We start from the raw sequence: 16,386 nt of genomic DNA on the forward strand, positions 1-16,386 counted from the left end.
TAACAGCCGGGCGGCGCCCGTTCGGGGAGATCCCGGGGCCCTCCCCGGGCTATGTCGCGCCGAGCAATACCCGAGCCCAGGCACGGGCCACCACGTGTTCATCGAACGGTCCGGCCTGGGTGCGGGCGGCATCCTGGAGCGCTGCGAAGGTGTGGTCCTCATCCGCGGCGAGGATCCGTGACGCCGCCGCGGCGGTGTCTGCCACCACGAAGTCGTCGCCGAAGATCTCCCGCACCCCGGGCCGGGACCACAGCACGGGCACGGACCCCGCCGCCATGCCCTCGGCGGGGGCGAGGTGGAAGCTCTCCACCGTGCTGGGCGAGAGGATCCACCCGATGCCGGCCAGCCAACCGGCCATGTCGGCGCCGAACGGCTCGAAGGCCACCGACTGCCGCAGAGGGTCCTTCCCGAGCCGGGCGAACAGGTCCAGGTAAGCCTCACGCTGGTCCGGCTTGCGCCATTCGTGGGGGTACTCCCAGGGCATGCGGCCCCGCACGTGCAGGGTGTACCGGTCATCGGTGCGGTGCAGTTCCCGCAGCAGGTCGACGGCCCGGTCCAGCCGCTTGCGCAGCGGGACGAGCCCGACCAGACCCAGCCGGAAGCGGCGGTCCGGGACGGGTGCCTCGTGGCGCCGGTCCAGGTCTGCCAGGCTGACGGCATTCGGGATGACCGTGACCGCATCCTCGGCCAGCTCCAGCCGGGCGGCGAGCAGGCGGCGGTACTCGGCGGAGACGGTCACAAACCGGTCCACGGCGCCGGTATCCAGCTGATCGAGCCAGGCTCCGCGCAACTCGAACATGTGCAGGCGCACCACGAGACGTTGACCCGGCCTCTTGTGGCGGGCGTACCAGACGGCGTTGGGCCCGGCCCATTCACACATCACCACGTCCGCCCACTGCACCAGTTCCCGGGAGGCCCGCTCGTCATGGCGGTGCAGCCCGGACCAGTGGTCGAACCTCAGGTCCACCCCCGGGTGGTCCGTCAGCAGGTCCACCAGCTCGCCGGCGAACTTGAGGTCGTGCCCGGCCACCACCACGCGAATGGGCGTGGACCCCTGCGGCGCGGCCGCGGCGGGTAGGCCCACACGGTCCAGCCACCCGCGCAGCACCGCCGCGCGCTGTCCGATCCGGAATCCCTCCACCGCCCCGGCCACTGCGGTGCGCAGGGCGGGAAGCCGAGACGCGGCTCCGGCGATGAGCTCGGCCACCGCCTCGGCGTCGTCATGGCCGGCGGACTCCACGAACAGCGGGTAGTCCTCGCCGAGCAGTTCCTCATGGGCACTGGTGCGGTTGATCACCGGAGGGACACCGAGAGCACAGCTCTCCAGGACCTTGGAGGAGATCTCCAAGCTGGAGTCCAGCCGGGAGGAGCGCCATCCCAGGGACACGTCTGCTGTGGAGGTCCGCTCGAACACCTCGGAACGACGCATCGCCCCGGCGAAGACCACATCCTGAGGCGGAACCTCCATGGTCTGGCGCATGGTCCGGGTCCACATCGTGTCCTCGGGATCCCGCTGGATCTTGTCCCCGATCAGTTCCAGGCGGGAGCTGATGCCGCGGGAACGCAGCAGGGCGGGCAGCTGCGGCATCAGGTCGGTCCGCCAATGTCGTGCGAACTTGCCGGCGTAGACCATCCGCAGCGGACGGTCCTCGGAGCCGATCGGGGGACGTCCTGACCCGACTGACCCGACTGACCCGACTGCCCCGTCTGAACCGCCCGTCTCGTCCGGCCCCGGCGCGGCGCGCAGGTCGTCCGGGATCATCGGGGTGAGCACCTCGGTCCGTCCGGCGGCGGCGGGGACCAGCGCCTCGAGCACCGACCGTGCCGCCGGGGTCTGGACCAGCACCAGCCTGCTGGCCTCGGCGATCTGTTCCAGCGTGCGCACCAGTTCCGGGTCCGGGGCGGGTGCCGGGTACTCGAACTCGGTGACGTAACACCAGAGCCGTCCGGCGAGGGAGTCACGCCGGACGACCTCGCGGCAGGCGTGGATCCCGCGGACCATGATGACGTCGAAGGCCGATTGCGCATCTTGGGCCTCCAGTGCGCTGGCCGCGTCCGCCGGCGTCAACTGCTGAGGGAGCCGCTGGCCGGGCTGGCCGGGAGGCCGCTGGTCCGGCGCGGTCAGGACTCTCACCCCGGGTTCGGCCCGCAGCTCACCCGTGAGCAGGTCCCTGCGCTCGGGGGCCTTCAACTGGACGTGGACCTCGGCTCCGGCAGCCACCCAGGTCCGCGCCATGGCGACGAGCCAGACGGCGGAGCCGTCCATCACGTTCAGATCGACGTCCCCGTAGAGGAGCACCTTGACGGGTCGGGTGGTCATGGGTTCAGTCCTCCTTGCGCATCACGTCCGGTAGGGGTGGTCCCCCGCCCGCCTTCCGGGTCCGCCGCGTCCTGGTCCAGGGCGCGCAACAGGTCCAGGATGCCCAGCGGTGCATCCCCCGGATCCTCAGTGACATGGGGCGACGCCGGCCGCGCACCGACCATTACGGGCAGCAGGGCGCGGTGCTGGCGCAAGGCGCCGGCCCCGATGCGGTGCCGGTTCCGGCCGCGGTCCACCAACCAGCAGGTCACCCCGCGCCCGGCGGAGGCCTCCACCGCTGCGGCCAGCTCGCCCCACAGGGCGATCCCCCGCGCGTCCAGGAGCCCGCCCCAGACGCCGTGGGCGGCCTCGAGGTCGAGGACCACCACCTCGGCACGGCTGGCGGCGGCCTCGGCGGTTCCGGGGATCCAGGGCTCCCAGTGGTGCCCGGACTGCTCCAGGAGGCCGCGGAGATCCGCGGCGGCCAGTCCGCCGACGAGCCGTCCGCCGGAATCGGGCCGGGCCTCGGGACCGCCGCCCAGGGCGCGGTCCAGGCGGAGGGAGGCCTGCGGGTCCGCGGCGACGGTGGCTGCCGCGCGTCCGGCGCGGACCCGGGTGGGTGTCTGGGCTCCCGGCGCCGGCGGTGTGGCCAGGCCGAGGGGGTCTGTCGGTGTCTCGGCCAGGCGCGGAGGGGGTGAGCCCGCCGGCCCGGGGGCGCGGCGGACGGGCGGTACGGGCAGACCCAGGACCTTCCTCAGCGGCTCTCGGACCACGCTCGGCAACCGCCGGCCCAGGGCCCGGGCGGGTGCGCGGAGCCGGCGTCTGGCCCGCGGAGGGACGAGGCGCAGTCCGGAACGGATCCATCGACGCACTTCGGAGGGATCCATGGTGCACCCTTCCTGCGGGACGTGGGGGTCAACGGCGGCCGGCGCCACCGTGACACGTTACCACCGGGCCCGTGGATCAGGGGGTCGGGTGGACCCCGAGCCCGGCGTACAGGTCCCGGTACCGCTCCGCGTTGCCCGCCCAGGTGCGCGACTGCAGGGCCCAGTCCCGGCCGGCCCGGCCCATCCGATGCCGCTCCCGGGGGTCGCCGGCCAGCCGTTCCAGCGCGGCGGCCAGTGCCCGGTCATCTCCGGCCGGGACCAGCAGCCCGGTCGTCCCGGAGTCCACCAGCTCGGCGAGCGCCGGCAGGTCCGAGGCCACCACGGGGCGGGCCGAGGCTGAGGCCTCGACGGACTTCATCGGGGTGACGGACCGGGTGACGGGCAGGTCGCGGCGGGGCACCACGAAGACGTCCAGTGCCGCATGGTGCCACGGCGCGTCCTCACGCTGCACGCGTCCGGGGAAATGGCACCGGCCCTCGATCCCCAGTTGCCGGGCCAGGGTCTTCAGTCCCGGCAGGGCCACGCCGTCCCCGGCCACGTGCAGGCGCAGCCCGGGCAGCCGCGGGCTGAGCAGGGCGACGGCCCGCAGGAGCGTGTCCAGTCCCTCGTAGTCGACGATGCTGGAGACGGTCCCCACCACGAAGGTCCCCTCCGCCTCGTGCAGGCCCAGGTGCCGCCGGGCCTGCGCCTGGTCCTTCGGCGGGTTCAGGAAGACGTCGCCCACCGCATTGGGGCAGATGACGATGCGTTCGGGGTCCACACCGTCGCCCACCAGGACGTCGCGCATGCCCTCGCCCAAGGTGACGACCGCGTCGGCGCGGCGGGCCACCTCGGCTTCGCGCTGCCGGAAGAGCCGGTACCGTTCCGAGTCGCGGGCCCCCGGGCCTCGGGTGGAGGCCCAGGTGTCCGCCAGTTGGCCCCGCACCTCGTAGACCCAGGGGATCCCGTGGGCCCGGGCCACGGCGTCCGTGACCACCCCGTTGGTGAAGTGGGTGGTGGTGTGCAGCAGTGCGGGACGGAACCGGTGCACCGCCTCGGAGAGCAGCCGCGCGTGCTGGTCCAGGCGGTCGGCCTGGCCCTGGGCCAGTCGCCCCGGGAGCAGGCGGTGGTAGGTGATGCCATCCACCGTGTCCTGGATCCCGGCCCACGGTACCCCGATCTGGACGGGGTATCCGGGCCGGGTCATCGCCCCGACGTCGAATCCGAGGTCGGTCAGCGAACGGAGGATGGAGTGGCTGCGCTGGGCATAGCCGGAGCCGGTGTAGGGCAGCGAGTTGGTCAGCACGTGCATGATCCGGCCGGGCACCGGCGGCCGGGCGGTCACCGGCGGCACGCGGATCGGCGAGGACCGGAAGGCGTCCCGCTCCCCGATCATCCGCCGGGCCAGGTTCCGGTTGCGGTCGTCGCGGACCGCGAACTCCACCGCCGCGTCCAGGTCACCGTTGTAGGCGGCGAGCCGTGCCGCCGAGGCCGCCCAGGGGGCCGCGCGTCGGCGGGGGGCGACGCGGTCCAGCAGTCGGGCGGCCAGCTCGGGTTCGCCGAGGCCCAGGGCCGCATCCGCCCGGTGCACCTCGGAGGTGGCGGAGCCGGTGGCGCCGGCCTCCCGCTCCAAGGCCTGCACCGCCTCCGGGCGGTCACCGAGCAGTTCGTGGCCGATGGCGGCCGGCACCCCGCCGGCCAGTCCGCCGGCGCGGCTCAGGACCCGCCCGATCAGGTGGGAGGCTCGGTGCGGGGCGCGGCGGGAGACCTGCAGGATCAGCTGCACCGGGTCGTCCACCACGTGTTCACGCACCGTCTGGAGCGTCAGGGCCGCATTGCGCAGCCAGGGGGTCGTAGCGGGCCGGGCGTCGCGCGGGGTGGGGCTCTCTACACTCACGGGTTCCTCGTCATTCTTCGCTCTGCTCCCTGTCACCGGCCTGCTCCCTGTCACCGGCCTGCTCCGTGTCACCGGCCTGCTCCGTGGCGACCGGGAGCAGGTAGGCGGTGAACCCCCGGTCCGGGACGGTCCCGGGTACACCCTGGCCGCTGGTCGCGCTCGACCGGACGACGATGCCGGCCAGCTGGCCGAGGCGGTGCTGCTCCGGCGGCATGAACTTCACCGAGATGTCCCCGGTGGGGTCCCTGCGCTGCCCCCAGGCGATCACCTCGACGGCGCCGGCCGAGCCGGGTGGGAAGTGGGTCTGCGCCACCGTCCGGTCCCCGTCGTACAGGCGCAGGCCGCAGAGCAGCCCCGGGTCCTGGAACCGCAGGGTCAGGGACAGGTGACCCTGCGCTGTGGTGATCATCTCCTCGGCCTGCACCCGGTACCGGCGGCCCAGCCGGATCCGCTGTTCGGTCCCGGGGTCGATGACGTCCTCGGCGACGGTGTGGTCCCGGTCCCGGCCCGCCAGCGCGTGGTCGAACCAGGTGGCCAGGTGGGCGCGGGCGTCGAAGCTGTGCTGCGTCAGCTCCAGCGCGCCACCGGCGACGGCCGCGGGCCCGGGCGCCGGGCCGCGGCGCGCGAGTTTGAGGCCCGCCTCCCGGACGGTGTCGGCCCGGGTGATCCAGGGGCTGTAGGGGTCCGGGTCGGGAGACCGGCGGTGCCGGGTCGTGAGCACGGTGGAGCCCGCGCAGAGGGCGTAGGGGGTGAGCGGTGGGTGGGCCTGCCGACGGCCGTAGTGGACCGGTTGCAGGCACACCACCGGCCGGCTGAACAGTTCGGCCAGTCGCTGCAGGCCGGCGGTGTCCAGCTCGTCGAACGTGACGTTCTCGTGCGGGCCCGGCAGCTCCGCGAGGACCCCGGCGGCCCACGGGTCCTGTCCGGCGTGGACCGAGGTGGCACCGGTCGCGGCGGGGCCAGCGCCCCGGTGCCGCACGGCGGCCAGGAACGCGGACTCCACCAGCCCGGGGACCCGGAGACAGTGCCCGATCCCCTCGAGCACGGCCGCGTCCGCGGCAGGTGCCGGACCGACGCGGGCCACCGCGTCGTACTGCCCCGCCTCCGTGGCCGACAGCCGTTCGGGGCCGAGCACGCGGACCGTGGCGAGGCCGGCCTGGCGCAGGATCCCGGCGTCTGCCGGCGTCAGGCCGATGCCGTCGGTGAGGACGAGCAGCCGAACCGCGGTCCCCTGGAAGGCCTGGACCACCTGGTGGACATCGACGGTCCGGTCATGGCCCACACCGCCGGGTTCGCGCACCACCTCCCGCACCACGGCGGACCCCGGGCCCCAGACCATGGCGTCCCGGCCCCAGTCGCGCAGCTCCCGCAGGATGACATCGGTGGCACCGAAGCGGCGGGGCTCCCGGCCGTGGACCACGGCCACGTCCCGGGTCACCTCCCGGGTCACGTCCCCGGGCGCGGGCTCGGGCCGGTCGAGGGTGACCTCCACCCGCTCCCGTGCGTCGGTCTCGGTGGGACCCGTCGGGGCCGGGGTACGGCCATCGAACCGGTGGAACCAGAGTTCGCGCTCCACGGGATCCAGGGTTCGCCAGCTGTCGTCGACCATCAGTGACTCCAGGGCCAGGACCCGGGACCGGGCGCTGAAGGAACGGTCGAACCGGTCCAGTGTGCGGGCGCTGAGCTCCGCCAGCCGGCCGGAGTCCAGGACCGTGCCGATCCACTCGTCGGCCTCCTCGATCGAGCCGCAGACGGTGAGCTCGGGAAAGGAGGGGATGGCGGGGGCCCCGGGGATCACCGTGACGGTCGGCAGACCCATCGCGGCATACTGGATGACGCGGCTGGGCAGGTCGAAGAACCCGAGGCCGTCGAGCCCGGGGAACCAGGTCGGCTGGTCGCGGTGGTCGGTGAAGAACTGCGGGATGTTCAGGGCCACCCTGGCCCGGCTTCCGGCCTGGACCACCTCGGCGTCGGTGTCCAGGAAGCCACCGCCGAGCCCTGCCGGGTCGTCCCCGGTCCGCCCATAGACCGTGACCTCGTGCCGCATCGAGGCCAGTTGCTCGTAGCGCCGCCGACGCAGCGGCCCGACCACGTTGCCCAGGAACAGCACCGTGGTGTCCGGCTCGTGGCGCCCGTGGACAGCGGGGAAGGCCTCATGGTCGGTCCAGAAGGGGAAGTTGACGCCGGTGGGGCGCCCGAACTGCCGCTCGTAGAACCGCAGGACCTCGGCATTGCCGCAGTGCAGCACGAGGTCATACAGCTCCAGGGCCGGCCCGTAGGAGAGGTCGAAGAGGACCGGGTCGTCGGACAGCCAGGCGGCCAGGACCGCACCGGTGCCACGCAGCGCCTGCAGCACCGGGAACGGCGCCGAGCTCGGGCGGAACACCAGCACCAGGTCGGGCCTGAAGTCCGCGATCCGCTCCAGGTGTGGGGCGATCACCGGGAGCAGCCCCTCGAGGTCCGGGAAGAGGTACCCCGCACCGAACCGCCGGGTGTTGTAGACCTGATGGCCGGCTTCGATCAGGGCCCGTTCCAGGGAGGCCGCCACATGTGACTCCTGGATGCCGTCATAGATCACGACCCTCATGACGGCGCCCCGGCCCGTCGAGGTGCCGGGTCACCGGCTGAGCCATACGGCCGGGGACCGCGGTCGAACCGGACCCGGTCCGCGGCGACAGGCCGTGGCAACAGGACCCCTCCGGCCAACCGGCTCACGGTGGCCGCGCGCAGCGTCAGCTGCGCCGGTTCCCTCGTGTAGCCGACCACCGGGACGTCCGTACGCAGCCATCGGAGATAGCGTGCCCAGCCGGACCCGCCGACGTCGGGCCCCTGGAACCGATCCAGGTCGATGAGCACCGCGCCGACCGAGTGCGCCGGTACGGCGGGGAGCCCGCCGGGGCCGGAGTCCCGCGGGTCCACGTGTTCCCATCGGCCGGGAGCATCCTCCTCCGCCAGCAGGGAATCACGGTCGGCGTGACCCATCACCAGGCAGCAGGGCCCCTCACGGCGGTCCAACCGCAGGTCCCGCCACGCCTGGGAGGCCGGGGCGTCGCGCAGCCGTCCGACCTCACGCTGCAACGCCTCCAGGTCCTGGCGCACCGGGTCCAGGACCCCCTGGAGGGCGCCGGTCACCTCCTGCAGATCCCGCCGGACGTCGGACGCCGCTCCGGCCGCCTCGGCGTGCTCCTGGATCAGCTCCCGCCGCAGGCGGCCCAGGCTGGACTTCAGGGTGCGGGCCTCCCGCAGGATGGACCGGGCGGTCAGCGCCAGATAACCCAGCACACCCCCGGTCCCCACGGCGAACAGTGCGGGCGCCCAGCCGGAGTCGGAGAGCAGGAAGACCGGGACGGACACCACGATCAGCGCCAGTCCCCCCAGGGCGGCACCCGCCAGCCAACGCCCCAGCCTCATGGTGTCTGCCGACCTTCTGTCATCGCCTGCGGAATCACGTGGAGCCCCACGTCCCCGCCGATTGTACCGCCCACTCCGGGCCGGACACCGCCGTGCCGCTACGATGGGCAGCGGCACCGGACCGCCTGGTCCGGCCCGAGGCCAGGGTCACGGAAGGCGGCTCCAGATCGTGAGTTCGACGTCTCACCACCGGTGGCAACATGAGCTGCGTGGCCGCCCGAGCCAGACCGGGACGCCACTGCGCGTCCTGGTGGTCCGGGGCAACCGGAAGGCCACGCGTCGTCAGGAGGACCACGATGTCCTCCACACCTTGCGTCACCTCGGCCATACCGTCTTCGACCTGGACGTCGACCGCCATCCCCTGACCCTCGCGGGTCCTGCCGGCGCCGGCGCACTGTTCAGCCATGAACCCGTGGACCGGATCTTCTCCCGGTTCTCCCCCGGGCTCGTCCTGATGGGTGGCCTCGGCTGGGGGTTGACGGAGGCCACGGCAGAACGGCTGCGACGTGACGGCGTCCCGGTGGTCTCCCTGACGCCGGTGCCCGGTGCCCACCACGCGACGGCCCTGGACCTGGCCGGCGCGGTGACCCGTGCTGAGCTCCTCCGTGACCAGCCCCCGCCCCTGGACCGGATCCTGCGCGCCCTCGACTCTGGACACCACGGCTCTGCACACCGCGGCCCGGGCGGACCGGCGCCCTGTGACCAGGCCGAGCTGCGGGCGCAGCTCACGTCCCACCGTCAGTGGTCAGAGGTTCCCCCTGAACTGGCCGCCCGGGCCCTGGCCCATCTGGCCTCGAACCACCTCTATGAGCACCGGCTGGAGGCGATGATCGGTTCGCTCGGCCTCCGCGCCGGCGCACCCCGGCCGCGGACCGTCCTGTTCTCCGGCTACTACGGCGCCGGCAACCGGGGTGATGAGCTGCTGCTGCAGGTGCTGCTGGAACACCTCGAGGCGAACGTCCCCGGAGCCCACCCGGTCGTGGCCGCCTCCCGCGCGCCGGAGGTCGAACGCCTGCACGGTGTCCAGGCCTTCCCCCGGGCAGATCTGCAGGCCTCCGAGCTCCACGCCGCGACCGCATCATCCCTCGTCCTCGGACCGGGCGGCCACTGGCACGACTACTCGATCCGGCAGGCCGGTGGTGCGGCCGGTATGGTCCGGGCGGCCACCGTCTCCCCCGCCCACATGGCGCAGCTGCCCCTGCTGGTGGCCGCCTACGGCGGCACGGTGCACGTCCACGGCATGGGGGTCGGGCCGTTGGACGACATCGCCGCCCGAGCGGCGGTGCGGCTGACCGGTCGGCTGGCCCGGACCGTGGTGGTCCGTGACCGGGAATCGGCCGAGATCCTGGAGCCGCTCGCCGAGGACTGGGCGGCCGAGGTCACCATCAGCCCCGATGTGGTCTACGGGCTGGCACTCCCCGCATCTACCCCCGCACTTGCCCCTACAGCCGCCCCCGATGCCGCGCCAGCCGCCGGGGCGGGGCGCCGTCCCCGCTATCTGGCCGTCAACCTCCGCCCGTGGACCGATGCGGATCAGGACCGCCGGCGACTGTGGCAGACGCTGTTCGAGGTGGCCCGTGACCACGGTCTGCAGGTGGTGGGGGTGCCGATGCAGTCCACCGACGAACAATCCCTGCAGGACTTCGCGGCCGCCGCCCCGGCCGGGGTGAGCGTCGAAATCCTCCCCGCGGACCTCGGTCTGGAGGATTTCCTCACCGTCCTGCGGGGCGCGGAGGTGCTGGTGGCCATGCGTCTGCACGCCAACCTGCTGATGCACCGGTTGCGCCGGCCGGCGCTGGGTCTCGCCTATGACCCCAAGGTCCGCTCGCACTTCCTGCAGCTGGGCCGTGCGGAGGCTGTCCTGGACTTGGATGCCCCGGCGCCGCAGCTGCGTGCGACCCTGGAACGACTGCTCTCCGAGCGCGGACTACCGGAACAGACCACGGAGGCCCTCGACGGGCTCGAACGCCGTGCCGCGGCCGATCTGGACCGACTCAGCGAGTCCTTGCGTGACGCCCCCCTGCGGATCCCGGACCCCTCGTGGATCCAGCATCCGGCGCCTACCCCTGTCTCTGCCGCTACACTTTCACCTCAACCTGCACCTGCTGCTGGATCCGAACCGGTGACCGCACCGGAACGCACACCGACGCCAGTGCCGGGCACCACCCCGTTACCGTCCCCGTGGAAGCGTCAGCTGCGGCGGGTGTACCGCGGCCTGCGCCGGCGGTTGCGCTGACGGCGGTCGGCTGACCCGGTCCGCCGAGCTGCGAGGGTGCCCGGGCCGGCACCGCCGTGGGGCCGGCGTCGGCTCAGATGCCGGGCGTCTGGCGCCACTGCCCCCTGGTGTCCACGACGTGCTTGCCGGCCGCCAGCTCCTTCAGCTCGGCGAACGGCGCGTGGTCGACCAACAGCACCACGATGTCGGCCGCCTCGATGGCCTCCCGCGCGGCAGCCTTCTCGAGGTTCGGGAGGGAGGTGAGTCCAGCCGGCAGGGTGTCCACATGCGGTTCAACGGCCAGGATGCGGCTGTCCGGGAACTGCTCGCCGAGCTGGCGGGTGATGTCCAGGGCCGGGGATTCGCGCAGGTCGTCGATGTTCGGCTTGAAGGCCAGCCCGAGGGCGGCGATGACCGGCGGCTCGCCGGAGCTCTGCAACACGTCGTAGGCAGCGGCCTTGACCTGCTGGATGACCCAGCCCGGCTTGGCGTCGTTGATCTCCCGGGCGCTGCGGATCAGGCGTGCGGCCTCGGGGGCGGCGTCCACGATGAACCAGGGGTCCACGGCGATGCAGTGCCCGCCGACGCCCGGTCCCGGCTGCAGGATGTTCACCCGCGGATGATGGTTCGCCAGGTCGATGAGCTCCCAGACGTCGATGTCGAGCCCGGCGCAGATCATGGAGAGCTCGTTGGCGAAGGCGATGTTGACATCCCGGAAGGCGTTCTCCACGAGCTTGGCCATCTCAGCCGTCCGGGTGTTGGTCAGCAGGATGTCCCCGCGGCAGAACAGCAGGTACAGGTCACGGGCCCGTTCGGCTGCCCCACGCGAGGAACCGCCCACGATCCGGTCGTTGGTCACCAGCTCGGCCATGACCTTGCCCGGCAGCACCCGCTCCGGGCAGTGCGCGAAGTCTAGGGAGCCGCCGTCCTCGTCCATCAGGTCCGGGCGGACGCCGTAGACGACCTCGGCCAGCCGCTCGGTGGCCCCGGGGGGCGAGGTCGACTCGAGGATGATCAGCTCGGAACCGCGAAGCTGGGCAGCCAGGGTGCGACCAGCGGCTTCGATATAGGAGAGGTCCGGGGACTTGTCCTGGCGGAACGGGGTCGGGACGGCCACGATGTACGCGTCGGCCGCAGGGGTCTCCACGCTGGCGGTCAGCCGGCCGGCGGCGACGGCGCGCTCCACGTAATCTCCCAGTTCCGGCTCCACGAAGGGCACGGTCCCGTGGTTGACGGCGTCCACCGTCTTCTGGCTGACGTCCACACCGTGCACGCGCAACCCGGACTCCGCGAAGATCGCGGCGGTCGGCAGGCCGATGTAGCCCAGCCCGACCACAGCGATGCTGGAGATGTTCGTCATGCACGATCCTTCGTTCGGGAGGGTAATGGACAGCGTCGAGTCTAGTTCAGAGGTCTGCTTCAGAGCTTTGCGGGCACTCTGCCCGCCACCACGGCCTCGGCGAGCTGCACGAACCGGGCGCCCAGCAGTGGCAGGTCGGCGTGTGCCGAGAGCCACCGGCGACCCCGGACCCCGACGTCGGTGCTGTCCGGGTCCGCAGCCAGCCTGCGCCACAGCTCGGCTACGGCGCCAGGATCTGCCGGCACCACGTCCGCGCTGCCGGTGTCCTCGAGCAGCCGAGCCGCCTCACCGGTCACCACCCCGGTGATATGCCGGCCGACTGCCAGCAGCTCATAGGTCTTGGAGGGGATGGTCATCTCAAAGCTGGGCCAGTCGGGCCGAAGCGCCACCACGCAGGTGTCCGCCCAGGCATACTGCTCCTGCAGCTGTGCGCCGAAGGCCGAGTCGAGCATCTCCACGGGATACCCGAGGGATTCGTTGAGCTCCACCAGTTCACCGTGGCGCGTCCCTCGACCGACCATCCTGACCCGGATCCGCTCTGGTCCCCCACGGACGAGGGCCGCTGCCCGGATCACATTCTCCAACCCCTGGCTCTCACCGTGGTTGCCGAGGTAGAGGACGTTCAGTTCCCCGTGTCCACGGACCCGCCGCGGCACGGCGGGGATGGACTCCACCGCCACGCCGTTGCCGATGGTCACCACGGTGGCAATCCCCCGCTGGCGCAGACGCTCGGCGAAACCGGCGGTCACGGTGACCACTGCCTCGGCGGAGCGTTGGGTCCCGGTGACCACCGACTCCATGGTCTTGCTGAGCACACCGCCCCGCACCCCTGACTCACGGGCGAGGTCCGGCCAGGCGTCCCGCATCTCCACGATGAGCGGCACCCGGCGCAGCCGGGACAGCGTCCAGCCGGCCACGGCGCTGGGCAGGGCCGGGATGGTCACCACGATCACGTCCGGGCGTGGCGCCGCCAGCCCCACCGGGATGGCCGCCACGGCGTTGACGATGTGCCCGGCGAATCGGCCGGCCCTCGTGGTGGGCAGGCCGGAGGGCATCCAGGTGCGCCGTACCCGCTCCCCGCCGGGCCCGGTCCTCGGCAACGGGCCCTGCCGCGCAGCGTCGCGTGAGGGGGTGTGGTGCGGGTCCGGCGGTGGGCAGATCACGTCCACCGCCCAGCCGGCGCCGCGGAAGGCCGCGGTCAGGGCAGACCAGCGTCGCTCCGGCGGGGTGCGCTCCGGCAGGTACGAATGGGTGATCAGCTGAACCCGCATGGTCTAAGCACCCGCACAGACGGAGGCCGGAGCCTGAGTGGAGGCACTCCCGGTGGCGGCGGGGCCCGAACCGGACGGCCCGTCCGTGGCCTGCTCGCTCGCCTGATCGCCCGCCTGATCGCTGGTCTGCCCGCCGGGCGAGCCGGTCGCCTGTGCGGACCCAGAAGCCGAGGCAGCGTCCGAGGCGGAGGCCTCCGGGTCTGTCCCGGCATCCTCAGAGCCGTCAGAGCCGTCAGAGTCATCAGAGTCATCAGAGGCCAAGTACTCGTCCATCCGGTCCTGCTGCAGGGCCTGGCGCAGTTCCGCCATGGCCTCCTCGTCCTGAAGCACGATCGAGGCCCCGCCCGGGCCCTCGGCGGGTGGACCGTGCGGGATGGTGAAGGTCTCGACGTCACCGGAGCGGATCCCGTTCAGCTGCAGTCCGTAGCCCGCGATCGTGGCGGCGTCGAGCCCCTCGTCCACGGAGATGAACGGCACGATGGCGTTGACCACATCCATCACCCGCTGTGGATTGGCCAGCGTGTCCACCGTGAGGATCTGGTCCACCATGGCGGATACGAAGCGCTGCTGGTTGGCCACCCGCTCGAAGTCGCCCCCCAGGAAGGCCTTGCGTTCACGGACGTACCGCAGGGCATCGGTGCCCCGGAGCAGGATCTCCCCCTGCGGGAAGTAGGACGGATTCACCTGACCGGAGGAGAAGACGGTCGGGTTGCACACCTCGACACCGCCGAGGGCCTCCGTCAGTCCGTTGAAGCCCTCGAAGTCGATGACCGCCAGATGATCCACGTTCACGCCGAACATGTCCTCCACCGTGGCGGTCACGAGGGGATAGCCGCCCAGGCCGAGGGCCGAGTTGACCTTGCGCTCCCCCTCACCGGGGATCTCGACCCAGAGGTCCCGCACGATCGACATGACGACGATGTTCTGCCGGTCCTCGGGCACGTGCACCAGCATCATGGTGTCCGAGCGTTCGCCGTCCTCGCCCTTGTTCTCCGCGGTGTCCTGCCCAGTGCCCCGTGAGTCCGAGCCCATCACGAGCACGTTCAGCGCCCCGTCCGAGGCCGCCTGCTCGGTGGCGATGCCTGCGTCCACGGTCTGGCGCTTGTCATTGAAGGTGGAGGCGATGGAGGCCACGTACACGCCCACCAGGACCAGGACGACGACCAGCAGAGCCGCCAGCACGATCAGGGCGTTGCGGACGGTGTGACGCCTCCGACGGTTCCGGCCACGCGACCGGCGCGGCAGGTAGTCGTGGTTCTCGGTGTGAGCCAAAGGGTTTCCCATCCATGCAGAAAGTTCCAGACCATCCTAGACCGCGGCCCTGACCACGAGCGCTCCGCGGTGACGCCGGGAACCGGTTGCAGGGCCACCGATCACCAGCGCGCGCGCCGGGGAACCGGTTGACACCGCGGGCAATAGGCGGACGACCGGTTCATGAACCGGTCCTTGAGGATCAGGCTATCCCGCCCCTCGGCGGCGCAGCGCGGGCAGGGGCGGCCAGCCCGTCCGTAGACGTTGAGGGAGCGGTCGAAGTAGCCCGACTCGCCGTTGACGTTCACGTACAGGGAGTCGAAGCTGGTACCCCCCTGGGCCAGGGCATCCTCCATCACCTCCTGGACGGCGGCCAGCAGCCGGGCCGACTCGCTGCGATTCAGCGTCTCCGTGGGGCGGGCGTAGTGCAGGCGGGCCCGCCAGAGGGCCTCATCCGCGTAGATGTTGCCGATGCCGGAGACCAGGGACTGATCCAGCAACGCCCGCTTGAGTCCGGCCTTGCGGGCCCTCAGCCGCATGTGGACCGCGGCCGGGTCGAAATGGGGGTCCAGGGGGTCCCGGGCGATGTGCGCCACGGAGGCCGGCAGCAACTGTTCCGGCCGATCCGCCGACGGCACCAGGGGATCCAGGAACAGTCCCCCGAAGATGCGTTGGTCCACGAAGCGCAGTTCCAGCGCGGCGTCGCCCTCCTGGGTGGCGGTGTCCCGGACGCCGGTCCCCTGGACGCCGGGATGCTCCAGCAGGATCCGGATCCGGAGGTGCCGCTGCACCGGGTCCGAGGGGGTGCTGACGAGCAGCTGCCCGCTCATGCCCAGGTGTGTCACGAGGCACAGCTGGGGAGCAGTGGACAGCTCGCCCCCGTCACTCCCGGAACCGGTCAGGGGCACCCACAGGTACTTCCCCCGACGCTGAGGTGCAGCCAGCCGGCGGCCGATGAGCTGGGCCTCGAAGGCCGCCGCGCCACCGGGCTGCCGCCGGACGGAGCGCTCATCCAACACCTCGACCGCGGAGACCGGCCGGCCCGCCGCCCAGCGGGCCAATCCGCGGCGGACCACCTCGACCTCGGGAAGCTCAGGCACGACCGGCTGTTCCGGCGGCCTCGGCGGCCGCCTTCACCTCGTCCCAGGATCGGGCAGCGGCCTGGCGCTCCGCCTCCTTCTTGGACGGTCCCGTGCCGGTGGCATAGGTGACGGCCCCGATGACCAGGGTGGCGGTGAAGACCTTGTCATGGTCCGGACCGGTGGACTCCATCCGGTACTCGACGCCCCCGAGGCTGCCGTTCGCGGCGGCCTCCTGGATGAAGGTCTTCCAGTCCGTGCCGGCCCCCATGGCGAGTTCGTCCTCGAGCAGGGGCACCACGAGGCGGTGGACCAGGTCATGGGCCGCACCCAGACCGTGCTCCATATAGGTGGCGCCGATCAGTGACTCCATGGTGTCGGCCAGGATGGAGTCCTTGTCCGCACCGCGGGTGCGCCGTTCACCCTCACCCAGCAGGATGGAGGGGCCCACCCTGATGGTGCGCGCCACCGAGGCCAGTGCGCGGGTGGAGACGACGGCGGCACGCATCTTGGCCAGGTCACCTTCGGTGAGGGCGGGATACGTGCGGTAGAGGTGGTCCGTCACCACGAAGCCCAGGATGGAATCGCCGAGGAACTCGAGGCGTTCGTTCGTGGGCAGCCCACCGTGCTCGTAGGCGTAGGACCGGTGGGTCAGGGCAAGAACAAGCGTCTCGGGGTCAAGAGTGACCCCGAGACGCTGGTGCAGGTCTTCAGTTGACTGTGGCGCCACGGGCACC

At 72.1% G+C, this 16,386-nt stretch carries 11 protein-coding genes; 1 reads left to right on the forward strand and 10 read right to left on the reverse strand.

Annotated elements, in window-relative coordinates:
- Positions 1-49: 49 nt before the first annotated feature.
- The 5 genes from ACSU1G_RS23130 to ACSU1G_RS23150 form a co-directional block, all read right to left on the reverse strand.
- Positions 50-2,320 carry a glycosyltransferase gene (locus tag ACSU1G_RS23130; protein WP_439282377.1) on the reverse strand — a complete coding sequence of 757 codons (2,271 nt, stop codon included), beginning with the start codon at positions 2,318-2,320 and terminating at the stop codon, positions 50-52.
- Positions 2,317-3,186, reverse strand: coding sequence for a hypothetical protein (locus ACSU1G_RS23135; protein WP_439282378.1), 870 nt, complete (start codon positions 3,184-3,186; stop codon positions 2,317-2,319). Before ACSU1G_RS23135 ends, ACSU1G_RS23130 begins: the two co-directional genes overlap by 4 nt.
- A gap of 76 nt (positions 3,187-3,262) precedes the next feature.
- On the reverse strand, positions 3,263-5,062 hold the full coding sequence (locus ACSU1G_RS23140) for a glycosyltransferase family 4 protein (protein WP_439282379.1): 1,800 nt from the start codon (positions 5,060-5,062) through the stop codon (positions 3,263-3,265).
- Positions 5,063-5,072: 10 nt separating this feature from the next.
- The gene (locus ACSU1G_RS23145) at positions 5,073-7,649 is read right to left on the reverse strand and encodes a hypothetical protein (RefSeq protein WP_439282380.1); all 2,577 of its coding nucleotides are present in this window, start codon (positions 7,647-7,649) and stop codon (positions 5,073-5,075) included.
- Complete coding sequence (locus ACSU1G_RS23150) at positions 7,646-8,473, reverse strand: hypothetical protein (RefSeq protein ID WP_439282381.1); 828 nt, start codon at positions 8,471-8,473, stop codon at positions 7,646-7,648. Before ACSU1G_RS23150 ends, ACSU1G_RS23145 begins: the two co-directional genes overlap by 4 nt.
- A 169-nt stretch (positions 8,474-8,642) precedes the next feature.
- Here ACSU1G_RS23150 and ACSU1G_RS23155 point away from each other — a divergent pair, with 169 nt between their 5' ends.
- Entirely contained in the window at positions 8,643-10,709 is a 2,067-nt protein-coding gene (locus ACSU1G_RS23155) for a polysaccharide pyruvyl transferase family protein (RefSeq protein ID WP_439282382.1), read from the forward strand.
- Positions 10,710-10,782: 73 nt separating this feature from the next.
- On the opposite strand, the gene wecC is transcribed toward ACSU1G_RS23155, so the two are convergent.
- The 5 genes from wecC to rnc all read right to left on the reverse strand — a co-directional run bounded on the left by wecC (position 10,783) and on the right by rnc (position 16,385).
- The gene (gene wecC, locus ACSU1G_RS23160; protein ID WP_439282383.1) at positions 10,783-12,048 is read right to left on the reverse strand and encodes a UDP-N-acetyl-D-mannosamine dehydrogenase; all 1,266 of its coding nucleotides are present in this window, start codon (positions 12,046-12,048) and stop codon (positions 10,783-10,785) included.
- A gap of 59 nt (positions 12,049-12,107) precedes the next feature.
- Positions 12,108-13,319: a glycosyltransferase family 4 protein gene (locus ACSU1G_RS23165; protein WP_439282384.1), complete on the reverse strand. Its 1,212-nt coding sequence runs from the start codon at positions 13,317-13,319 to the stop codon at positions 12,108-12,110.
- Positions 13,320-13,322: 3 nt separating this feature from the next.
- Positions 13,323-14,591, reverse strand: a complete 1,269-nt coding sequence (locus ACSU1G_RS23170) for an LCP family protein (RefSeq protein ID WP_439282385.1) — start codon at positions 14,589-14,591, stop codon at positions 13,323-13,325.
- A 101-nt stretch (positions 14,592-14,692) separates the two neighbouring features.
- Positions 14,693-15,670: a bifunctional DNA-formamidopyrimidine glycosylase/DNA-(apurinic or apyrimidinic site) lyase gene (gene mutM / locus ACSU1G_RS23175; RefSeq protein ID WP_439282386.1), complete on the reverse strand. Its 978-nt coding sequence runs from the start codon at positions 15,668-15,670 to the stop codon at positions 14,693-14,695.
- The gene (rnc, locus tag ACSU1G_RS23180) at positions 15,663-16,385 is read right to left on the reverse strand and encodes a ribonuclease III (protein WP_439282387.1); all 723 of its coding nucleotides are present in this window, start codon (positions 16,383-16,385) and stop codon (positions 15,663-15,665) included. Before rnc ends, mutM begins: the two co-directional genes overlap by 8 nt.
- Position 16,386: the final 1 nt, after the last annotated feature.

The sequence above is a fragment of the Microbacterium sp. A93 genome (assembly GCF_051842835.1).